This is a genomic window from Janthinobacterium fluminis (genome assembly GCF_028595325.1).
Lineage (GTDB): Bacteria > Pseudomonadota > Gammaproteobacteria > Burkholderiales > Burkholderiaceae_D > Janthinobacterium > Janthinobacterium fluminis.
This window is the reverse complement of sequence record NZ_JAQQXR010000005.1, coordinates 428,788-449,786: the sequence shown is the minus strand read 5'-3', so window position 1 is coordinate 449,786 and position 20,999 is coordinate 428,788. Positions and strand designations below refer to the sequence as shown.

18 protein-coding genes are annotated in these 20,999 nt (G+C 66.9%); 6 read left to right on the top strand and 12 right to left on the bottom strand.

Going from position 1 to position 20,999, the window contains the following annotated elements; translation table 11 throughout:
• Positions 1-256 precede the first annotated feature (256 nt).
• The 6 genes from OIK44_RS15390 (at position 257) to OIK44_RS15365 (ending at position 8,075) form a co-directional block, all read left to right on the top strand.
• The gene (locus tag OIK44_RS15390) at positions 257-712 is read left to right on the top strand and encodes a MarR family winged helix-turn-helix transcriptional regulator (RefSeq protein WP_273671852.1); all 456 of its coding nucleotides are present in this window, start codon (positions 257-259) and stop codon (positions 710-712) included.
• A 112-nt stretch (positions 713-824) separates the two neighbouring features.
• On the top strand, positions 825-3,194 hold the full coding sequence (locus tag OIK44_RS15385) for a M1 family metallopeptidase (protein ID WP_273671850.1): 2,370 nt from the start codon (positions 825-827) through the stop codon (positions 3,192-3,194).
• Positions 3,191-3,685 carry a DUF6702 family protein gene (locus OIK44_RS15380; protein ID WP_273671848.1) on the top strand — a complete coding sequence of 165 codons (495 nt, stop codon included), beginning with the start codon at positions 3,191-3,193 and terminating at the stop codon, positions 3,683-3,685. The genes OIK44_RS15385 and OIK44_RS15380 overlap by 4 nt, the downstream gene beginning before the upstream one ends.
• Before the next feature lie 63 nt (positions 3,686-3,748).
• Complete coding sequence (locus OIK44_RS15375; protein ID WP_273671846.1) at positions 3,749-5,791, top strand: TonB-dependent receptor; 2,043 nt, start codon at positions 3,749-3,751, stop codon at positions 5,789-5,791.
• A 75-nt stretch (positions 5,792-5,866) separates the two neighbouring features.
• Positions 5,867-6,601 (top strand): 2OG-Fe dioxygenase family protein, encoded by a 735-nt coding sequence (locus OIK44_RS15370; protein ID WP_273671844.1) that lies wholly within the window; start codon positions 5,867-5,869, stop codon positions 6,599-6,601.
• A gap of 121 nt (positions 6,602-6,722) precedes the next feature.
• A complete protein-coding gene (locus OIK44_RS15365) occupies positions 6,723-8,075 on the top strand; it encodes a hybrid sensor histidine kinase/response regulator (protein WP_273671843.1) in 1,353 nt (450 codons plus the stop codon).
• Between the two features lie 157 nt (positions 8,076-8,232).
• Here OIK44_RS15365 and OIK44_RS15360 read toward each other — a convergent pair whose 3' ends face one another.
• The 12 genes from OIK44_RS15360 to OIK44_RS15305 all read right to left on the bottom strand — a co-directional run bounded on the left by OIK44_RS15360 (position 8,233) and on the right by OIK44_RS15305 (position 20,969).
• Positions 8,233-9,558: an ABC1 kinase family protein gene (locus OIK44_RS15360; RefSeq protein ID WP_273671841.1), complete on the bottom strand. Its 1,326-nt coding sequence runs from the start codon at positions 9,556-9,558 to the stop codon at positions 8,233-8,235.
• Between the two features lie 4 nt (positions 9,559-9,562).
• Positions 9,563-10,324 carry a TetR/AcrR family transcriptional regulator gene (locus tag OIK44_RS15355; RefSeq protein ID WP_273671839.1) on the bottom strand — a complete coding sequence of 254 codons (762 nt, stop codon included), beginning with the start codon at positions 10,322-10,324 and terminating at the stop codon, positions 9,563-9,565.
• Between the two features lie 12 nt (positions 10,325-10,336).
• Positions 10,337-11,326: an ACP S-malonyltransferase gene (fabD, locus tag OIK44_RS15350; RefSeq protein WP_273671838.1), complete on the bottom strand. Its 990-nt coding sequence runs from the start codon at positions 11,324-11,326 to the stop codon at positions 10,337-10,339.
• A 5-nt stretch (positions 11,327-11,331) separates the two neighbouring features.
• Entirely contained in the window at positions 11,332-11,757 is a 426-nt protein-coding gene (locus OIK44_RS15345; RefSeq protein WP_273671837.1) for a hypothetical protein, read from the bottom strand.
• Between the two features lie 16 nt (positions 11,758-11,773).
• The gene (locus OIK44_RS15340) at positions 11,774-12,991 is read right to left on the bottom strand and encodes a hypothetical protein (RefSeq protein WP_273671836.1); all 1,218 of its coding nucleotides are present in this window, start codon (positions 12,989-12,991) and stop codon (positions 11,774-11,776) included.
• Positions 12,988-13,770 carry an outer membrane lipoprotein-sorting protein gene (locus tag OIK44_RS15335; protein WP_273671835.1) on the bottom strand — a complete coding sequence of 261 codons (783 nt, stop codon included), beginning with the start codon at positions 13,768-13,770 and terminating at the stop codon, positions 12,988-12,990. The genes OIK44_RS15340 and OIK44_RS15335 overlap by 4 nt, the downstream gene beginning before the upstream one ends.
• Entirely contained in the window at positions 13,770-16,142 is a 2,373-nt protein-coding gene (locus OIK44_RS15330) for an efflux RND transporter permease subunit (RefSeq protein WP_273671833.1), read from the bottom strand. The genes OIK44_RS15335 and OIK44_RS15330 overlap by 1 nt, the downstream gene beginning before the upstream one ends.
• 64 nt (positions 16,143-16,206) lie before the next feature.
• The gene (locus tag OIK44_RS15325) at positions 16,207-16,923 is read right to left on the bottom strand and encodes a DsbA family protein (RefSeq protein WP_273671831.1); all 717 of its coding nucleotides are present in this window, start codon (positions 16,921-16,923) and stop codon (positions 16,207-16,209) included.
• 4 nt (positions 16,924-16,927) lie between these two features.
• Entirely contained in the window at positions 16,928-17,887 is a 960-nt protein-coding gene (locus tag OIK44_RS15320; RefSeq protein WP_273671829.1) for an acyl-CoA thioesterase family protein, read from the bottom strand.
• A 22-nt stretch (positions 17,888-17,909) separates the two neighbouring features.
• The gene (locus tag OIK44_RS15315; RefSeq protein ID WP_273671827.1) at positions 17,910-18,794 is read right to left on the bottom strand and encodes an alpha/beta fold hydrolase; all 885 of its coding nucleotides are present in this window, start codon (positions 18,792-18,794) and stop codon (positions 17,910-17,912) included.
• Between the two features lie 7 nt (positions 18,795-18,801).
• Positions 18,802-19,812, bottom strand: a complete 1,011-nt coding sequence (locus tag OIK44_RS15310; protein ID WP_273671825.1) for a beta-ketoacyl synthase N-terminal-like domain-containing protein — start codon at positions 19,810-19,812, stop codon at positions 18,802-18,804.
• Entirely contained in the window at positions 19,809-20,969 is a 1,161-nt protein-coding gene (locus OIK44_RS15305) for a beta-ketoacyl-[acyl-carrier-protein] synthase family protein (RefSeq protein ID WP_273671823.1), read from the bottom strand. The genes OIK44_RS15310 and OIK44_RS15305 overlap by 4 nt, the downstream gene beginning before the upstream one ends.
• Positions 20,970-20,999 lie beyond the last annotated feature (30 nt).

The window sequence follows — 20,999 nt, the reverse complement described above, 5'->3', positions numbered from 1 at the left end:
CAAATCCCGACAACAAAAGCCAGATATCCGTGTCCGCGCACTATTTCACCCCCGCTGGGTCAGGAAAAAAATCGGCTGCCATGCGCTCCAGCCAACCGTAGTGAAACGACTATAACATGACAAATTGCAAAAAAGCACTATTGGGGTCAGGTCTAGACATGGCGGTTTTTCGATTGCCATCGCGACGAAACCGCCATGTCTAGACCTGACCCCATTGTTGCTTGCAATTGAATAGCGCGCTATATATACTGGGCGGATGGAGACGAAACCGAACCCCCTGCATCAGGTGCCGCGCCTGGACGGCCAGTTGTGCTTTGCGCTGTACTCGACGTCGCTGGCGATGAGTAAGTTGTACCGCAAGCTGTTGCGCCAGTTGGGCCTGACGTATTCGCAGTATCTGGTGATGATGGTGTTGTGGGAGAATAATGATCTGACCGTGTCCGAGGTCGGCGAGCGCCTGTTCCTCGATTCGGCCACGCTGACGCCGCTGTTGAAGCGCATGGAGCAGGCCGAGCTGATTACCCGCGTGCGCGCCGTCAGCGACGAGCGCCAGGTGATTATTTCGCTCACGGCCAAGGGCGACCGGATGCGCGCCGACGCGGCCCTGCTGCCCGAGGCCATCCTCGGCGCCACCCGCTGCAATGCCGACGATGTCGTCAGCATGAAGAATCAGTTGAACGCGCTGCGCGCCAGCCTGATGCAGAGCGTTTGACGCCCCCCTTCACTATCCGTCTATACAAATTACAATTTGGTCGAACATGCCGGCTTGACTTGAGTTTAGAATAAGGTTTCTATTTCTCCAAGTTAATATCAGGGTGCGACCCATGCGTTTGCCGATCAGCTTTGCCGCCGTTTTTTTGACGATGTCCGCGTTTGCCGCCGAGCCCTTCGACGACAAGTTCCGCCAGCTCGAAGAGTTGCTGCCGACGCCGAACATCTACCGCACGGCGTCCGGCGCCCCCGGCCACGCCTATTGGCAGCAACGCGCCGACTATGCGATACGCGCCACCCTCGACGAGGCGAAGCGCCAGATCAGCGGCAGCGCCCAGATCACCTATCACAACCATTCGCCCGACACGCTCGGCTATCTGTGGCTGCAGCTGGACCAGAACATCTATAAACCCGATTCCGACGCGCGCCGCGTGATGACGGCGCCGTCGCGCCAGGCCTGGGCGAAGGCGAAGAGCGACGAGGATGGCATGAAGTTCGAGGGTTTGCGCAACATCCTGGCCGGACGCGCCTCCGAGGGCGGTTTCCAGATCAAGGCGGTGCGCGACGGCGCCGGCCAGCCGCTGCGCCACGTCATCAACCAGACCATGATGCGGATCGACTTGCCGGCGCCGCTGAAGCCGGGCCAGCGCCTCAGTTTCAGCGTCGACTGGCAGTACCAGATCAACGAGCAGAAGGTGCTGGGCGGGCGCGCCGGCTACGAGTATTTCGAGGACGACAAGAACGCGCTGTTCGAGGTGGCGCAGTGGTTCCCGCGCATGGCCGCGTATTACGACGCCGCCGGCTGGCAGCACAAGCAGTTCCTCGGCTCGGGCGAGTTCACGCTGGAGTTCGGCGACTACGACATCCGCCTGACCGTGCCGGCCGACCATATCGTCGCCAGCACGGGCGAGCTGCAGAATCCCGACGAGGTGCTCAGCGCGGCCCAGCGCGAGCGCCTGGCCCGCGCCCGCACGGCCGCCGCGCCGGTGCTGATCGTCACCCAGAAGGAGGCCGAGGCGGCCGAGAAATCCCGCAGCGGCGCGCAGAAGACCTGGCATTTCAAGGCCAGCAATGTGCGCGATTTCGCCTGGGCGTCGAGCCGCAAGTTCATCTGGGACGCGCAGGGCTACGACAAGGGCGGCAGCAAGCTGATGGCGATGTCCTTCTATCCGAAGGAGGGCAATCCGCTGTGGGAGCGCTACAGCACCCAGGCCATCCTCCACACCATCGAGCAGTACAACAAGTACAGCATCGACTACCCCTATCCGACCGCCATTTCCGTCAACGGCCCGGTCGGCGGCATGGAGTATCCGATGATCTCCTTCAACGGCCCGCGCCCGACGAAGGACAAGAAGACGGGCGAGCTGACGTATTCGAAGCGCGCCAAGTACGGCCTGATCGGCGTCATCATCCACGAGGTCGGGCATAACTACTTCCCGATGGTGATCAACTCCGACGAGCGCCAGTGGAGCTGGATGGACGAGGGCTTGAACACCTTCGTGCAGTACCTGGCCGAGCAGGCGTGGGAGGAGCACTACCCGGCCTCGCGCGGCGAGCCGCGCACCATCGTCGACTACATGCGCAGCCGCGACCAGGTGCCGATCATGACGAATTCGGAGTCGCTGCTACAGTTCGGCAACAACGCCTACGCCAAGCCGGCGGCGGCCTTGAACATCCTGCGCGAAACCATCCTCGGCCGCGAGCTGTTCGACTTCGCCTTCCGCGAGTACGCGCAGCGCTGGAAGTTCAAGCGCCCGACCCCGGCCGACTTCTTCCGCACCATCGAGGACGCCTCGGGCACCGACCTGGACTGGTTCTGGCGCGGCTGGTTCTACACCACCGACGCCGTCGACATCAGCGTCGACGGCATCAGCGAGTACGGCGTCAGCAGCAAGAATCCGGAGACGGAAAAAGCCTGGAAAAAGGCCCAGCGCGACGCCGAGCCGGAGTCGGTGACGGCGCGCCGCAACAAGGGCATGCCGCGGCGCCTGGAGCAGCATCCGGAGCTGAAGGATTTCTATAACGAGCACGACGACTTCACCGTCACCAACAAGGACCGCAACCAGTACCACGCCGCGCTGGACGGGCTGGAGCCGTGGGAAAAATCCCTGCTGGCGCAGGGCAAGCACCTGTACCTCGTCGATTTCTCCAACCTGGGCGGGCTGGTGATGCCGCTGCTGCTGGAAATCGAGCTCAAAAGCGGCAAGAAATACCTGGAAAAAGTGCCGGCCGAGGTGTGGCGCTACTCGCCGAAGAAAATCACCAAGCTGATCGTCACCGACGAGCCGATGGTCGGCCTGGTGCAAGACCCCTACTGGGAGACGGCCGACATCGACGTCAACAACAACGCCTGGCCGCGCAAGGTGACGCCGTCGCGGCTGGAGCTGTTCAAGACGGACCGCAGCAAGGGCGACTTGATGAAGGAGTTCAAGACGCCGCTGCGGCCGAAGGGCGCGCCGGCGCGCGACGGCGCGGCGGAATGAGGCGGCACGCGCTCAGGCGCGCCCTGGCCGCCGCCCTGCTGTGCTGGGGCGCTTCCGCCGCCGCCCACAACTACCACATGGGGATGGCCGACGTCAGCTTCAACGCCGCCAGCGGCAGCACCGAGATCGTCCACACCTACACGGCCCACGACGTCGAGGCGCTGCTGGCCAATCTGTACCAGCGCCGCTTCGACCTCAGCGACGCCGAGGACGCGCTGCTGCTGCGCCGCTACGTGGAACAGCGCTTCGCCATCGTCGCGCCGCACGGCGCCCGCCTGGCGCCGCGCTGGATCGGCCTGCAGCTCGACGCCGACAACATCGTCGTGTTCCAGGAGCTCGAACGCAGCCAGCTCGCGCCCGGCACGCTGATCGACAACCAGGTGTTGACGGACTTCCTCGCGGCGCAGAAAAATACCGTCAACGTGCGCGGCGGCGGCGCAGTACAATCTTTCTTTTTCGATAAAAGCAGCGGCCCCCAGGCCCTGCGCTGACCCCGCGGTCCGGCCCCGCCGCTCCGCCAAGGCAGCAAGCACTTTCAACCCGAGTCCACCACCATGTCCCATCCCACCCGTTGCGCGCTGGCCGCGCTGATTATCCATTCCACCTGCGCGGCCGACGACGCCGTGCTGCCGCGCGTGCTGGTCGAAGGCTCGCGCGGCAGCCAGCTGGGCGTGGCCGACTCCGCCAACGCCGGCAGCGTCACGCAAAAGCAGCTGGAGGCGCGCACCATCTACCGGCCCGGCGAAATGCTGGAGGCGGCGCCCGGCCTGATCGTCAGCCAGCACAGCGGCGAAGGCAAGGCCAACCAGTTCTACCTGCGCGGCTTCAACCTCGACCACGGCACCGATCTGCGCACCAGCGTCGACGAGATGCCCGTCAACCAGCGCAGCCACAGCCACGGCCAGGGCTGGACCGACCTGAACTTCCTGATCCCGGAACTGACGGCCCGCCTCGATTATAAAAAAGGCCCCTACTCCGCCGAGGACGGCGACTTCGCCTCGGCCGGCACGGCCGCCGTGGTGTACGCGAACCGCCTGCCGCGCGGCGTCGCCAGCGTCGGCGTCGGACAGAACGGCTACGGCCGCGCGCTGCTGGCCGACAGCGTCGACGCCGGCGCCGGCGCCGGCAGCGTGCTGTACGCGCTGGAGGGGCTGCGCTCGGACGGCCCCTTCAGCCACCCCGACCTGTACCGCAAACTCAACGGCGTGCTGCGCTACAGCCGGGGCTACGCCAACAACGGCTTCAACGTCAGCGCGATGTTCTACCGCGCCCACTGGAACGCCACCGACCAGATCCCCCGCCGCGCCGTCGAGCGGGGCCAGTTGGGCCGCTTCGACACGGTCGACCCCAGCGACGGCGGCCAGGCGCACCGCTACAGCCTGTCCGGCGCGTGGCGCCGCAGCGACGACGACAGCTCGGACAAGGTCAGCGCCTACGTGATCGCCAACCAGCTCGACCTGTATTCGAACTTCAGCTATTTCAACGACGACCCGCAGCGCGGCGACCAGTTCGCCCAGCCGGACCGGCGCGTCACCAGCGGCGTCAACGCCAGCCACACCTGGCACCGCCACATGGACGAGGGCCGCTCCGACACCAGCGTCGGCGTGCAGCTGCAAAACGACAATATCTTCAACGGCTTGCACAACACCCAGGCGCGGCGGCGCCTGTCGACGACGCGCGCCGACCACATCGTCGAAACCAGCGTCGGCCTGTATGTGGAAAACAGCACGCGCTGGAACGCCAGCGTGCGCAGCGTCGCCGGCGCCCGCCTGGACCACTACCGCAGCGACGTGCGCAGCGACCTGGCGGCCAATTCCGGCAAGGCCGGCGACCACCTGCTCAGCCCCAGCCTGAGCCTGATCTTCGGACCGTGGGCGCGCAGCGAATTGTATGTCAACGTCGGCAACGGCTTCCACAGCAACGACGCCCGCGGCGCCACCATCAACATCGATCCGAAGAGCGGCGCGGCGGCCGACAAGGTGACCCAGCTGGTGCGCTCGCGCGGCATCGAACTGGGCGCGCGCAGCGAGTGGCTGCCCGGCCTGCAAAGCGCCGTCTCGCTGTACCGCCTCGACTTCGATTCGGAGCTGCGCTTCGTCGGCGACGCCGGCGCCACCGAGGCGGGCCGGCCGAGCCGGCGCACCGGCATCGAGCTGAGCAGCTACTACAAGGCCAGCAGCTGGCTGTCGGTCGACCTCGACCTGGCCTACGCGCGCGCCCGTTCGCGCGACGCCGACCCGGCCGGCCGCTTCATCCCCGGCGCCGTCGAGGGCGTGGCGCAACTGGCGCTGACGGTCGACAAGCTGGGGCCGTATTCGGGCGCGCTGCGCCTGCGCTATTTCGGCCCGCGCCCGCTGACCGAGGACAACCGCGTGCGCTCGGCGCCCAGCCTGACGCTGAACGGCCGCATCGGCTATCGCATCGACAGGGACTTGCGCGTCGAACTGGAGGCCTTCAACCTGAGCAACCGGCGCGCTTCGGCCATCGACTACTTCTACGCCTCGCGCCTGAAGGGCGAGGCGGAGCCGGTCGAGGACGTCCATTTCCACCCGCTGGAATCGCGCTCGCTGCGCCTGACGCTGGTGAAAAACTTCTAAAGCGGCGCGGCCCGGCCCACGGTTGCGCCGTGGCGTCGTAGAATATTGCAATACCCACCACTGCCTGGCGTAACGATGACTACTTCCGCACCGATTTTCACCGCCCCCGACCACCTCGTCGAGGCGCTGCGCAGCGACGGTTATGCCGTCCTGCGCGCGCAGGACGTCTGCGCCCTGGCCGGCTGCGCGCCGGCCGAGCTGGCCGCCCTGGTGCCCAGCTGGGACGCTCTGCCGCCGGACAACTACCTGAAGGACGGCGGCCGCTACCGGCGCCGCCGCCACTCCTGCTTCGTCCAGGACGGCGCGGCGCTGCGGCAGACGCCGCACCGCGCCCACTGGCAGCCGCTCGAATACAACGCCCTGCACGGCGGCATGCACCGCCTGTTCGAGCCGGTCGAGGCGGAGATCGCCGCCCGCCCCGCCTGGCGGCAATTGCTGCGCGGGCTGGGCCGGGTCTGCTCGCGCGTCAAGGGCGAGCAACCCTGGTTCATCGAGGCGCACCAGTTCCGCATCGACACCACCGACGGCATCGGCCGGCCGACGCCCGAGGGCGCCCACCGCGACGGCGTCGACTTCGTCGCCGTGCTGCTGGTCGGGCGCCACCAGGTCAAGGGCGGCGAGACGCGCATCTTCGAGGCCGACGGCCCGAACGGCAAGCGCTTCACGCTGACCGAGCCGTGGTCGCTGCTGCTGCTCGACGACGCCGCCGTGATCCACGAATCGACGCCCATCCAGCCGAGCGGCGCCGCCGGCCACCGCGACACGCTGGTGCTGACCTACCGCGCCGGCCAGTTCCAGGGCGAAACCTAGGCGGGGCGCGGCCGCGGGCGCGAAAAAAATACTGTGGCGCCGCTAAATCCGATATAGTCACACGGCAGGGACGGCGCGCGGCGGGCGCCGCCAGTGTTAGGCGCACTCTAGGAGGTGGTCTGTGGACTCCAGCATCGAGATTCAAGCCGATGGCATCGAAATCCTGATCGTCGAAGACAGCCCGACCCAGGCGGAGCGCTTGCGCCGCCTGATCCAGTCCGCCCACTACGGCGCGCGGGTGGCCGGCAACGGCCAGCTGGCGCTGGCGGCGATCCGCGCGCGCAAACCGCAGCTGGTGCTCAGCGATATCGTCATGCCGGAAATGAACGGCTACGATCTGTGCCGCGCCATCAAGTCCGACACGACGCTGCACGACATTCCCGTCATTCTGGTGACGTCGCTGAACGACCCCAAGGACATCATCCGCGGCATCGAGTGCGGCGCCGACAACTTCGTGCGCAAGCCCTACGCGGAAGACTATCTGCTGAACCGCATCGGCCACATGCTGATGAACCAGAAGCTGCGCAAGGACAGCAGCGTCGACGTCGGCATCGCGCTCTACCTGGGCGACCAGAAACACTTCATCAACGCCGGGCGCCAGCAAATCCTCGACCTGCTGATCTCCACCTACGAGCAGGCCGTGCAGGTGAACGCCGAGCTGCAGGCGCGCGAGCGCCAGGTGATCGAGCTGAACATGCGCCTGGCCCACCACGCCGGCGAGCTGGAAACCATCAACCGCGAAATCGCCCTGAAGAACCTGGAACTGGCCGAGGCCAGCCGCATGAAGTCGGCCTTCATCGCGAATATGTCGCACGAGCTGCGCACGCCCCTGAACGCCATCATCGGCTTCACCGGCGCGCTGCTGATGAAGCTGCCCGGCCCGCTGACGACGGAGCAGGACAAGCAGCTCAACACGATACGCTCCAGCGCGCGCCACCTGCTGTCGCTGATTAACGACATCCTCGACGTCGCCAAGATCGAGGCGGGCAAGGTCACGCTGACGCTGGAAACGATCGATTACCAGGCCCTCGTCGCCGAGGTGACGGAGGCGCTGCGCCCGCTGGCCCGGCAAAAGGGCCTGGAACTGCTGGTCGACATGCCGGAGACGCCGATCAGGGTCGAAACCGACCGCCGCGCCCTGACGCAGATCCTCCTCAACCTGCTCAACAACGCCATCAAGTTCACCGAGCGCGGCAGCGTGCGCGTCAGCCTGAGCCAGCGCAACGACGGCGGCCAGCGCTTGACGGAAATGAGCGTGGCCGACAGCGGCGCCGGCATCCGCGAGGAAGACCAGGCCAAGCTGTTCCAGGCATTTTCCCAGCTCGACTCGACCTCGACCCGCCACGCCGAGGGCGCCGGCCTGGGGCTCTACCTGTGCCAGAACCTCGCCCACGCCATCGGCGGCGCGCTGTTCTTCAACAGCGACTACGGCAGCGGCAGCACCTTCACGCTGGCGCTGCGCAGCCAGCCGTGAGCCGGCGCATGGTCAAAGCGACATCGTATTTCTACCGTATTGCAGCGCAACATAATTTGAACTATAGTGGACTCGTCTCCTCCAATTCGTTCTCCGAACATTGGATTCAGCCCGCGCCGCAAGGCCAGCGGGCATTTTTTTTGCCCGGCCCGCCCCGCTAGGCGATCCAGCGGTTGCGCGTGACGACCAGCGCGCCCATGCGCTTGAGCATGTGCAGCAAGCCCATGTAGGCGCGGTCGAAATACGGCAACTCCTCATGCATGCCCGTGAGCGAGCGGCTCAGCACCTTGTTGTGCTCCCACTCCGGGGTGGGGAACACGCTCTTGCGCGAAAAATCGAAGCTGGCCTCGCGAAACGGCTCGACCTGCCAATCCTGCATGTCCGCCAGGGCCGGCAGCAGTTGCTCGCGGAAGTCTTCCAGCGGCAGATCGGGCGCGATCATCGCCAGCGCGACATAGCCGCGGTGCAGCGCCGCGCCCGAGGGGTCCTCGTCCCGGCGCAGGGCGGCGCACCAGACCTCGGCCAGCGCGCCGCTGAAGGCCGGCGAGATGGCTTTCGTGCAGCCGAAGTCGAGCAAGCCGAGCTTGCCGTCGGCCATGAACAGGAAATTGCCCGGATGGGGATCGGCGTGCAGGTGGGCGAGCTCGAAGACGCTATACATGAACCAGTCGAACAGCAACTGGCCGTAGTGGTTGCGCTGGGCCTGGTCCGGCTGCGTCGCCAGCCAAGCGTCCAGGTGCAGGCCGTCGAGGCGCTGCATGGTCAGCACGCGCTTGCTGGAGTGCGAGGCGACCGGCAGCGGCACGCACAACTGGGGCGCCGGCAAGCGCGCGGCGAACCACGCCAGTTGCCCGGCCTCGTGCTCGTAGTCCAGTTCCTCGCCCAGCTTGCTCTCGATATCGTTCATGACGCGCTCGATGAGGGCGCGCGGCGGCAGCAAGTCCGACATCATGGCAACGGTTTGCACCACCCCGCGCAGCATGGCGATGTCGCTGCCGATCGAGGCCGCGATGCCCGGGTACTGCACCTTGACGGCGACGCGCTCGCCGCCGGCCAGCTCGGCGTGGTGAACCTGCCCCAGGCTGGCGGCGGCGAAGGATACCGGGTCGAAGTGCGCGAACAGGGCTTGCGGGGCGGCGCCGAACTCTTGCTGGAACACCTTGTGCACCAGGGCGCGGTTCAGCGGCGTCACCTGGTGGCAGCCTTTGGCCAGCTCGCGCCGTATGGCTTCCGGCAAGATGTCGGACTCCATGCTGAGCATTTGCGACACCTTCAATGCCGTCCCCTTCAACTGGTTCAGGGCGGAGAACAGCAGGCGGCCGATCTTTTCCTCGTGGGCGCGCTGGGCGGCCGCCTTGGCGGGCTCATCCATCAACAACTGGCGCGCCCGGTGGCCGGCGTGGGACAGGCCGACGCGGGCCGCCGTCAGGCTCGTCAGGGTGGTGCGGGCCAGCTTGCCGGTGTGGGGACCTTGTATACTCATCGGCTCAGGCGCAGCAGCGCGCCGACAGCGTGTCGCGCGTGCGCTGCAACATGTCGAGCATGCCGGACTGCCCGCCCATCCAGCGCGACATCTGGTCGCGCACGAGGAAGCTGCCCAGCTCCGCGCATTTGTCGCCGACGCCGCTGCGCAGGGACAGCACCAGCACCGACAGCGTCAGGTCGACCAATTCCGTCGTTTTCGAGAACTCCGCGCTGTCGTCGTCGAGCCAGTAGCTGATCAGCGTGTACAGGTAGTCGGCGAACATGCGGCCGACGGCGGGCTTGAATTGGCAGCGGGCGATATCGCCCTTGTCCTCGGCCTCGGCCAAAAAGGCCAGCACCTTGTCCTCCAGCAGTTGCGCGCCCGGCAGGCGCTCGCGCAGCATCAGCAGCGGCCGCCGGCGCAGCAGCGTGGCCGACAGCGCGACGAATTCCCGGTCGGCCAGCAAGAGGTCGAGCACCGCGTCGACCAGACGCTGCAGGCGCTCCTGCAAGGAATACTCGTCGAATCCCGGCGTGGCCTCGCTGTGGGCGATGGCGTCGCCGATGGCCAATTCGTAGTAGCCGGTCAGCAATTTCTCCTTGGACGCGAAAAGGCGGTAGATGCCGGCATCGCCGACGCCGGCGGCGCGGGCAATCTGCTTCATGCTGGTGCCGGCGTAACCCTGCGCCGACATCAGGTCGACGGCGGCGCGCAGCACCAGGCGGCGCGGATCGTCCTGCCCGGCCGCGGCTTCCGCCTTGGGTTTCGACTTGGGTATTTTCATCTCATGCCTCCACTATGAATGGACAACGGATTGATGTTCGGCTGGCGCGGCCGCCTGCAGGCAGGCGCGCGCGGCCTGCAGCGCACGCTCGCCATTGACGGCCAGGCAAGGCAGACCCGGGGCGATGTAGCGCGCCAGGCCCGTCAGCGTCGTGCCCGGCCCGAGCTCGAACATGCGCTCGACGCCATGCGCGAGCGCATACGCCACCGTTTCGGTCCAACGCACTGGATTATAAACTTGTTTTACCAGCAAGTCAGCGAGCGTCTGCTGCGCGTCCTGGGGCGCCGCGCTGTAATTGTGGATGACGGGGATGCGCGGCCGGCGCAGCGAGATGCCGGCCAGGTGCTCGGCCAGCGCGTCGGCGGCCGGACGCATCAGGGAACTGTGGAAGGGGCCGCTGACGGGCAAGTCGATGCACAGATGCGATTGCGCCCGCGTCAGCAGCGCCGCGCGCCCCAGCGCCCCGCGGTGCCCGGCGATGACGATCTGGGTCGGCCCGTTCAGGTTGACCGCCTCGACGATGTCGCCGGGCAGGCTGGCCTGCGCGCACAGCGCCGCCACGGCCGTCGCATCCAGGCCCAGGATGGCGCACATGCCGCCGCCCGCCGAGGCCACCGCCGCCGTCATCGCCGCCGCGCGCAGGCGCACCAGGCGAATCGCGTCGGCGAAGTCGATGGCCCCGGCGGCCGTCAGCGCCGTGTACTCGCCCAGGCTGTGGCCGGCCAGGAAGGCCGGCTGCAGGCCGCTCTCGGCCATCCAGATGCGGTACACGGCGAAGCCGGCCGCGAGCATGATGGGCTGGGTGTTGAGGGTCAAGTCCAGTTCCGCCTTCGGGCCTTCGCACGCCAGCTTCCACAAGTCCAGATCGAGGGCATCGGACGCCGCGGCGAAGGTTTCCTGCAACAGGGGATGGCCGGCGAAGTCTTGCAGCATGCCTATCGTTTGCGCGCCCTGGCCGGGGAACAGGTAGGCGCAGCGCGGCGCATGGTTCGGAGTATCCATGTCGATCACCGTGCCGGCAGGTAGGACCAGGTCAGCGCCAGGGCGGCGCAATGGACCAGGCCGATGGCCAGCGAGGCCAGCGACGAACCGATCTCGAAGGGCGTCAAATGCATGAACACGGCCGCCACCACCATGATGCCGCGCAGCGTGTAGATGGCGGCGATGGCCGCCATGGCCAGGCGCAGGAAGGGCAGCGCCGGCACCACGCTGGCGCCGGACAGGTAGTAGGCGGCGAAGATCATGAAGACCAGCGTCACGCCGGCCGTCAGCAGGGCCGGGAACCAGGAACCCTGCTCGGCCATCGTGGCGATTTTCTCGCCGGCGCCGAAATAGCGGTAAGCCCACGCTCCCTGGACGATCACATACACGTGCAGCAAGGCCACCAGCACGCTGAGCGACGCGGCGCCGATCAACAATAATCTTGCATTCATTCTCGCTTCTCTTTCTCTAGAAAAAACGGCTTAGCTGCAGCTGGAAATAGCTCTCGCGGCCGAAGATGGTAAGTGGGTAAGGGGTACTGCCGGAGGTGACGAATTTGCGCGCCTTGAGCTGCAGCTTCCAGTCCGCGCCCAGGCGGCGGTTCGCTTCGATGCTCCACTGCCGCGCGGCGCCCTCCTTGTCGTATAGCAGGCCGGCCAGCACGTCGGAGTCTTGCAAGTCGCCCAGGCGGTAGCGCAGGCCGGCGAACAGGGCCTTGGCGAACGCCGTGGACGGCGCGCTGGCGTCGCGGTAGTCGCGCGACCATTCGAGCAGGAAGCCGAGCTCCCCCGTCGCGGCCGGCACGGTGTACTCACCGCCCAGCACGAAGGCGGAAAAGGTCCGGCCCTGGCCGCTGCGGCGCAGCATCTCGCCCTTCCACAGCATGCCACCCTGCGGTATCTGGAAGTCGGCGCCGAACTGGGTGATCGGGCGGTAGCTGGCCTGCCAGGCCATGCCGGCGCCGGCGCGCCGCGGCGCCAGGTCCGGCTCCCGGCTGATGCCGCGAAAGACATACGCGCCCAGGTCGGCGCCGGCGGCGCTTTTCGACCAGCGCACCACGGCGTCCGGATGCCAGCGCCCGGCCAGCGCGGCGCCGCCGTCCGCCTCGCCCACCTGCGGCTCAAGACGCAGGCGCGACTTGGCGCCGCCGAAGCGGCGCTCGCGGAAATACGGCAGGATCAGCGCGTCGACGCGGCCGATCTCGCGCGAACGCCAGCTCAGGCGCAGCATCGGCTGCCCCAGCTTGGCCTTGCCGTCCGGGTCGGCCACCAGATCGCTCTGGTTGACGATATCGACCAGGTGGTTGGACTCGGACACGCCCCAGTAGACCATGCCGACGCCCGCGCTCCATTGCCACATGCCGTCCTCGCGCAGCCACAGCGCCTCGCGCAGGTCGGCATAGCTGCCGGCGGCGTCGGCGGCGTCGCGGCGCAGATAGGAACGCAGCGCCAGCGCGCCGCCCTGCCAACGCCAGTTGGCCTCAAGCTCGGCCGCAACGCTGGCGCCGTGGCGCCGTTGCGCGGCAAACGGCGGCGCCTCGGCAAACACCCGCAGCTCGCCCGTGACGCTGCCGCGCACGTCCTGGGCCTGGGCGGCGGCCGCCGCGCAGGCCAGCAGCCCGAGCAGTGCGCCGCGCGCGCGCCTACCCGGCGCCGGCCGGACCGCCGATACGCTGGCACCTTTCAATGGGCATGTTCCAAACGCTGCGGATCGAAATGGTCTTCCGTCACGCCGACCTGGAACTGGTAACCGCTGTAGGCGATGGTGGTCGACTTGCCGTTCTGCTGGTTCTGCATCTCCATCTTTTCGGCCCGCCAGTACTTGTTCTTGAACTGTTGGTAGGCGCCGTACAGCAGCGTTTTCAAGGGCTCGTTCTTGCGGTCGTAATAGTCGATGCGCAGCGGGATGTAACGCTGCGCATCGACCCACACCACCTGGCGGCTGTAGCCCGAGCCCTCGGCCTTCGGCGTGCGTTCGAGCTTGAACGCGGCGATGTCGCCGAGCTTTTCCTCGCCCAGCAGGCGGTAGTTGTACTTGTCCAGTTCCTGGCTGCCCATGTCCTCGAAGGCGAATTCGCTGCCCATGAAGGAGCCCATGCGGTTGTCCGAGGCGATGCGCTTGGTGCGCTTGATCGCCGGCAGGTACAGCCATTGGTCGTCCGGGCGGTTGCCGTGGGCGAAGGTCAGGAAGGCCGTGCCGCGGATGTCGTTCGGCGCCTGGAACACGATCAGCGACTTGTCGCCGTCCTTGGCCGTTTCGTACACGGCGCCCTGCATCTGGCGCACGCTCAGCGAACCCTGCTTGTCGCGCAAGGTCATCGCCATCGCCATCCGGTAGTCGCCGAAGCCCTTGTCGCGCGCATCCATTTCGCGCGCCACCTCCAGGCCGCGCTCGGCGTTGCCCGCCGCCCAGGCCCCGCCGCAGCACAGCGCGAAGGCCAACAATACGCTTTTATGCATTCCCATTACGTCTCCGATATCAAAGTGGTTTCGCGCGTTTCCGCGGCCCGGACGGCAGGCGGGTGCTGCGCATATTTGCTGTCGCGGCCCCAGCGGCCGGTCAGCGAGAACAGCGCCGGCATGATGAGGAAGTCGCAGGTCGCGGCGATGCCGATCGTCATCACCGACATCAATCCCAGATCCTTGTTCAAGTCGAAGTGCGAGAACGCCAGCACCGCGAAGCCGGCCATTAGGGTCAGGGTGGTGGAAAAGATGCTGGGGCCGATCTGGGCGTACACGTATTCGACGGCCTCGTCTGCGCCCAGGCGCAACTGCTTGCGCGCATGCACATACTTGAAGATCGTGTGGATGGTGTCGTCGACGATGATGCCGTAGGTCATGACGGCGACGATGGACACGGACATGCCGATCTGGCCGACAAAAAAGCCCCAGGCGCCGAAGGCGAGGATGGACGGCAGCACGTTCGGTATCAGGCTGAGCACGCCAAACTTGAAGCTGCGCAAGAAGACCGCCACCGCCAGCGAAATCAGCAAGAGCTGTAGGACATAGCCCTGCATCATGCCCTCGACGTTCACCTCGCCGATCCGGGAAAACAGGATGGACGGGCCGGTGCCGCGCGTGGCCATGTAGGCGGGGGCGTTTTTCTGCAGCCAGTCGGCGCTGCGCTGCTCGAAAGCGAGCAGGGACGCGGTCGGCATATTGCGCATCATCACGGACATCTTGGTGGCCGAGCGGTCGACGCGGATCTGGTCGTTCAACTCCAGGCCGGCCGGCAGCGACAGTTCAAACAACAGCAGGTATTGGGCCAGCTCCTTGGCGTCGTCCGGCACCCGGTAGTAGGCGGGGTCGTCGCCGTGCATGCTGCGGTTGACGCGCTTGACCACGTCGCTGATCGAGGCCACGCTGTACACCTCGGGCTGGGCCCGCATCCAGGCCGTGAAGCGCTCCAGCGCATTCTGGTACTCCAGCTCGGCGATGCCGCCGGCCCCCTTGGCGGGCACGGAATAGAGGATTTCATGCACGCCGCTCAGATTGCCCTCGATAAAATCCGAGTCGACCCGGAACGGCACCGACGTCGAGAAGTAATTGACGAAATTGTCTTCGTAGCGGTTCTGCATCAGCCCGTAGGAGCCGAGCAAGGCCAGCGCCGAGACGGCCGCCAGCGTCAGGCGCCGGTACTTGATCAAGCCGACGGCGAGCTGGCCGAAGTTGGCGCCGCGGCGCGCTTCGGCCGGCCGCACCTTGAGCGGCAGCACGGCCAGCAGCGCCGGCAGGAAGGTGCTGGCGAACAGGAAGGAGGCGGCCGTGCCGGCGGCCACGATGGTGCCGAAGTCGACGATCGGCGGCACGCTCGACAGACGCATGCTGAGGAAGCCCAGCACGTCGGTGGCGCTGACAAAGAACAGGATAGGCATCGTCGCGCCCATGGCGCCGGCGATCGCTGCGTGCTTGGACTGCCCTTGCGCCATGCCGTTCAGGACGGCCAGCACCACGTGGATGCAGCTCGACACCGCCACCGTCATGATCACGGTCGGCGCCGACACCGACACGGCGCTGAACTTGATGCCGGCAAAGCCGGCGATGCCGACCGCCGCCAGCACCGAGAAGGTCAGCACCAGCAGCGTGCCGAGGATGCCGGCGACGCGGCGCGTCACACAGAACATGACCACGAAGATGCACAGGTACATCAGCGGCACCAGCGTCATGATGTCGTTCTGCGATTGCTCCTCGAAGGCATAGTCGAGCAGCAAGTCGCCGGTGGCGTGGATCGCGATGTCCGGGTGGGCGCTGCGGTATTCCGCCAGCTTGGCGCGCAGGGCGGCCACGGCCTTGCCGGTTTCTTCATCGGATAGCTGCGGCAGCAGGAAGCTGATGCTGACGCCGCTCACCGCCCCCGTCGACGACACCAGCTTGTCGACCAGGAAGGGTTCGGCCAGGGCAATGCGCTTGATGGCGGCCAGTTGCTCCGGGTTCAAGTCCTTGGCGCCGCTGACCAGGTTTTTGACCGTCAAGTCGTCGCCGTCGGCGCGCGTGTATTGGAAGTTGCTGAGCGAATCGACCCGGCGCGTGTAGGGCAGGCGCCAGGCGTCGCTGGTGAATTGTTCGATCAGGCCCAGCGTGGCCGGCGTGAACACGTCCTTGTTCTTCGGCGCGAACGCGACCAGCACGGTGTTATCGCGGCTGTAGGCGCTGCGCAGCGATTCATAGGCTTGCAAACCCGGGTCGTCGGCGCTGAAAAAATCGCGGTAGTCGCTGCTGAACTGCACCTTGCCCGCCTGGCTGACGGCGCCGCCGACGAGCAGGACGGACAGCAGCAGGATGGCCCAGCGCCAGGCGACGACGCGCTTCGCATAGGCTTGTAGCATTGTTTGAATCATGGCGTGTCCGTCACAGTGTCCATCATTGAAAAGAGGCCGCCGCGCGGGCGCGACGGCCGCCGGGCTAGCCGCAGCCGCCCGCGTGGTCAAATACCATTTGGTGCGGCGGCGCCGCCGCCTCCGCCGCCGGCACCGCCAGCGTCAAGGTCGGCTGGCCCTGCTGCGCGGCCGCCAGCGTGTCGAGGAAGGCCGGCAAGCGGTCCAGGCCCCAGAAACGCTGGCGCCCAAGCGCGAAATAGGGCACGCCGAACACGCCGTTCGCGATGCAGCTGCGCAGCGCCGCCAGCCCCGCCTCGCGCAGCGCCGGGTCCAGGTGGGCCGCCGCCAGCGCGGCGCCGTCCAGGCCTAGCCCTTCGCCGATCTCGGCGATGGTTTCGGGCAGGTGGATGTTGCGCCCCTCGACCCAGCGCGCCTGGCACACCGCGTCGATGTACTGCGCCCCCTTCCCGGCCGCCTGCGCCACGAAATACGCCAGGTGCGCCACTTCCCAGCGGCACACCACCGGGTCGAGCGGCCACTTGATCGTGTAGCCGCGCTGGCCGGCCAGGCGCTTCACGTCGGCCAGGATGTACAAATGCTTTTCGCGCGACATCGGCGCATACAGGAAGTACTGGCCGTCCGCGCCCAGTTGCTCCGTGTAGGCCGCGTCCGGCTCCCAGAACGGCGTCAATTCCAGGCGCGCCAGCTCGGCGCCGTGGCGCGCCCGCAAATCGCTCCACGCCAGCCACGAATACGGGCTGCGCAGGGAAAAGAACAGTTGCGGCTGCAAGGTCCTGGCCATCGGATTACGCCGGTTTGCCGCTCAGCGCGTCGATGGTGCGCTGGTCGAACTGCACCAGGCTCCAATCCTTGCGGTTTTCGATGACGGCATAGCCGTGCACGATCGAACCGGTGGCCGTCTTGACCAGCGCGCCGTTGCGCTCGACGTAGCAATCCATGCGCGAACGGTAGGTGGTGTCCTTGAAGATTTCCTCGACCGTGTAGACGGTGTAGATGGTTTCTTCCATGCGCGCCTCGTCGACGATTTCGACGCGGGCCGTCGGCACCACGGGGATCCACTTGTTGTCCTCAAGCAGGGAGCGGATGGAAATGCCGCGCTCGGCCAGGAACAGGTCGACAACTTCCTCCATCAGGCGCAGGTAGCCGTTGTGCTGCATGCGGTCGTTGTAGTGGCAATAGAAATACGGCACATGCCATTTCCACACGAAGCTGTTGCTGCTGTCGGCGCCCAGGGCTTTCAAGACGTCCGGCGCGACGGCGGCGCGCTCGCGGCTGACGCTCTGGTCCAGCGGCAGCACCGCGTGGCCGGCGCGGCGCAGCGTCGGCGCCGAGTGCTCTTGCAGGAAGTGCGGCGCGACGGCGCCGGCGCCGCCGGTGATCTGGCTGTCGTCCTGGCGCAGCATCAGCAAGACCTTGCCGGTCAGGGCCTTGACGGGCTTGCCCTCGCGCTCCACCGTCAGCGTCACCGCCACCGTGATTTCCTTGGCGCCGGCCTTGGTCTTCGGCTCGATGCGCACTTCCACCTGGTCGTCCATGTGCAGCGCGTGCAGGATGCGCACGCTCGAATCGATCACTTCCAGGCACAGGCCGTGCTCTTCATACAGCTCGCGCGGCACCAGGCCGTGCTGGCGGAAATGGTCGAGCACCGCTTCCTCGACCACGTACATGACGTGTTTGAAACCGATCCAGGTGCAAATGTTCGAGCCCTCGAAACGCGGACGCAGCAGGACGGTGGTGGTGCGCATTTCGGATACGGCGGCGATAGATTCAGGTATGGCTACTGCGTGCATCGTGTGTACTCCTGTGTGTAGGTGAGGTGGAAAAAGGTGCGGGCAGGGACATGTCCACAAAATCGACAATCTGGGCAAGCGTCTCCTGCCGTTTGCTGCTCAGACAAAAATGGCTGCAATCCTCGAACACGACCAGCCGCGCATCCGGCAGGCCGCGCGCCAGCGCCGTGACGTCGGCGAGCGGACTGGAAAAATCGTCGGCGCCCGTGATCAAAAGGCAAGGCTGAGTGAACTCGCGCAGCGACAAAAAAGGCGTGCGCGAAAACAACTGCCAAAACTGCATCCAACTGTAGCAACCGAACTGATCGCGCAGCTTTTGGCGCACCGCGCCAAACAGCTCGGGGGCCAGCGGGCGACTGCCCTGCCGCACGGTCAGACTCAGCTCGATGAAGCGTTCAAACTCGAAAACATAGTGCTGGAACAATTCCCAGCTCACGTCCCCGGTCGACGCCTTGTAAAACGGCGAAATGAGCAGCAGGTGGGCCACGCCGCCGCTGCCATGACGCTCTAGGTACTGCAATACGACATTGGCGCCGAAGGAATGGGCGACGATGCCGTCCGGCGCGATCCCGTGCGCCTCCAGCGCCGCGTGCAACCACTGCTCGGGGGCCATGCTCAAGCCCCACAGCGCGTCGAGCCGGCCGCTCCACGGCAGCTCCAGCGTCACCGCCACCACGCCCGGCGGCAGCAGCGGCGGCACGCTGGCCCACACGTCGTCGGACTCGACCATGCCGTGCACGAACAGCCAGGTGGCGCGCGGCTGGGCGCACTCGCCATGGTAGGTGGCGCGGATCGGATAGCCGGCCACCTCCCGCGTGACCTGGCGGCGGGCGGCGCCGTCGAGGCGCAGGGGCATGTTCATCGCCGGTCTACGCCTTCGACAGGGCCAGCGCCGACAGGCGGCGGTCGCCCAGCGTGGCGCCGCTGACCAGCATGGCGTTGGCGGCGCGGCCGGTGGCGAAGCGCTCGCAGGCCAGCATCAGTTGCGCCAGCGCCAGGCCGCCATACCACTGCCCCGTCCTGGCGCTCAGGTCGACGATGTTGGCGTCGGCGCCCAGGTCGGCCACGGAGAAGCCGCGCAGCGTCGCCCCCAGTTGCGCCGCGTCGAGGCAGTACAACTCGTGGTGGCGTCCCATGACGAAGCGGGCGAAGCGCTGCGCCGCCTGGGTCGAGGCGCCGTTCATCGCGTAGTCGTCCAGGTAGCCGTAGATGCGCACGCCGCGCCGCGCCGCCAGCTCGGCGTTTTCCAGCACCACGGCGCTGGCCACCGGCATGACGGCCGGCACCGGCGAGGCTTGCTCCGGGTCCAGGCGCCGTCCCGCCTGCAGGCTGTTCAGGGCCAGGCTGTCGACTTCGACGGCGCCCACCAGCATGCGCTCGACGCGCCCGGCCGTGATGGCGTTCGCGGCCAGCGCCAGCGCGTCGAACGAGGCGTTGGCGCCCGACGTCAGCATCAGGTTCAGCGCCCGCAGGCCGTGGCGGATCGCCAGCGTCGAGGCCACCACATTGCTGGACGCATTCGGCAAGTCCATCGGGCTGGTGGCGTCGACGTGCTCGCTGCGGATGCGCTCGGCCACCTGGCAGATGGTGTCGAGGTTGCTGCTGTTCGAGCCGATGGCGACGCCGAAACGCTCGTCGTTGAGCTTGCCGTCGGCGCCGGCCGCCAGGTGGCCGCTATCCTCCAGCGCGCCGCGCGCGGCGCACAAGCTCATCAAGGTCGCCACCTCCTTGTAGCGCAAGCCTTTCTTGCCCAGCTTGCGCGAGGGGTCGAAGTCCCAGCCGTACTCGGCGGAGCGGTCGAGCAAGCTTTCGATGCCCGTCGTGTGGGCCAGGACCGGCGCTTCCAGTCCCAGGCCGGTGATTGCTACGCGTATCGTCATGCTGCCACCTTTTCAATAATTGCCACCGCATTCACCCCGCCAAAGCCGAAGGCGTTGACCTGGACATACGTCATCGCATGCTGGAGCGCCCGGTCGTGCACGATCAGCATGCCCTCGGCCTCGGCCATCGGGCTGGAGAAGTTCAGCGTCGGCGCGATCGTCTGCGCGCGCAGCGAGGCGATCGCCGTGACCACGCCGACCAGGCCCGAGCTGCCCGAAGTGTGCCCGGTCATCGACTTCAGGCCGGAGATCGGCACCGACGAGATGGCCGCGCCGAAGACGTGGCGCAGCGCGTTGGCCTCGGTGGCGTCGTTCAAATGGGTGCCGGTGCCGTGCACCACGATCAGGTCGATGTCGCGCGGCTGCAGGCGGGCGCGCTGGTGGGCGTCGGCGATGGCGCGGGCGATGCCGGCCATGTCGGGCGCCGTCTCGTGGTTGGCGTCGCAACTGGTGCCGACGCCGCGCGACCAGGCCTGGACGCGGGCGCCGCGGCGCGCCACGTTGCCGGGGTTTTCCAGCACCAGGGCGGCGGCGCCCTCGCCCATCAGCACGCCCTTGCGGGCGCGCTCGAAGGGCTGGACCATTTCCGGCGGCTCCGGGTTGACCCGGTCGAGCAGGCCGAACATGCTCTCCGTGATGGCATCGCAACCGGCCACGACGACGCATTGGTATCTGCCGTTGGCGATCAAGTCCTCGGCCATGGCCAGCGCATAGTTCGACGCCGAGCAGGCGTTGCACACCGTCATGACCGGCACGGCAAAGCCCAGCGCCTGCTCGACGGCGGCCTCGAAATGCAGGGCCGGCAGCGAGAATTCCTGGCCCTCGGTCCAGAACAGCTCAAGCGAGCGCAATTCGCGCAAGCCCGTGCCGACGATCACGCACAAGTCCTCGTCCGGCCCCAGCTTGGCCTCGCGGACGGCGGCGACGATGGCGTCGCGCAGCCAGGCGCTGGCGCGCAGCGTGGCGTCGGCCGTGCTGCCGTCGGCCTGGGCCGGGCGGTCGGCGATCTCGTATGCATACTTGGCGTTGAAGCGCTGGGCCGGGAAGCCCTGCAGCGTCGTCCGCCCGCTGACGCCCCGGCACATGGCGTCGAAACCGGTCTGTTTGTCGGGCCCGACGCTGGTCACCATGGCCGACCCCGTGATTGCTAAGCGCATCAAACTCTCTCCTCGCATGAATTCATGCAT

Coding starts and splice junctions, on each gene's coding strand:
- OIK44_RS15310 (WP_273671825.1), bottom strand. CDS start 19,812: ATGACGATACGCGTAGCAATCACCGGCCTGGGACTGGAAGCGCCGGTC.
- OIK44_RS15345 (WP_273671837.1), bottom strand. CDS start 11,757: ATGAATGCAAGATTATTGTTGATCGGCGCCGCGTCGCTCAGCGTGCTG.
- OIK44_RS15380 (WP_273671848.1), top strand. CDS start 3,191: ATGAGGCGGCACGCGCTCAGGCGCGCCCTGGCCGCCGCCCTGCTGTGC.
- OIK44_RS15335 (WP_273671835.1), bottom strand. CDS start 13,770: ATGGGAATGCATAAAAGCGTATTGTTGGCCTTCGCGCTGTGCTGCGGC.
- OIK44_RS15330 (WP_273671833.1), bottom strand. CDS start 16,142: ATGATTCAAACAATGCTACAAGCCTATGCGAAGCGCGTCGTCGCCTGG.
- OIK44_RS15320 (WP_273671829.1), bottom strand. CDS start 17,887: ATGCGCACCACCACCGTCCTGCTGCGTCCGCGTTTCGAGGGCTCGAAC.
- OIK44_RS15315 (WP_273671827.1), bottom strand. CDS start 18,794: ATGAACATGCCCCTGCGCCTCGACGGCGCCGCCCGCCGCCAGGTCACG.
- OIK44_RS15325 (WP_273671831.1), bottom strand. CDS start 16,923: ATGGCCAGGACCTTGCAGCCGCAACTGTTCTTTTCCCTGCGCAGCCCG.
- OIK44_RS15390 (WP_273671852.1), top strand. CDS start 257: ATGGAGACGAAACCGAACCCCCTGCATCAGGTGCCGCGCCTGGACGGC.
- OIK44_RS15355 (WP_273671839.1), bottom strand. CDS start 10,324: ATGAAAATACCCAAGTCGAAACCCAAGGCGGAAGCCGCGGCCGGGCAG.
- fabD (WP_273671838.1), bottom strand. CDS start 11,326: ATGGATACTCCGAACCATGCGCCGCGCTGCGCCTACCTGTTCCCCGGC.
- OIK44_RS15360 (WP_273671841.1), bottom strand. CDS start 9,558: ATGAGTATACAAGGTCCCCACACCGGCAAGCTGGCCCGCACCACCCTG.
- OIK44_RS15370 (WP_273671844.1), top strand. CDS start 5,867: ATGACTACTTCCGCACCGATTTTCACCGCCCCCGACCACCTCGTCGAG.
- OIK44_RS15305 (WP_273671823.1), bottom strand. CDS start 20,969: ATGCGCTTAGCAATCACGGGGTCGGCCATGGTGACCAGCGTCGGGCCC.
- OIK44_RS15385 (WP_273671850.1), top strand. CDS start 825: ATGCGTTTGCCGATCAGCTTTGCCGCCGTTTTTTTGACGATGTCCGCG.
- OIK44_RS15375 (WP_273671846.1), top strand. CDS start 3,749: ATGTCCCATCCCACCCGTTGCGCGCTGGCCGCGCTGATTATCCATTCC.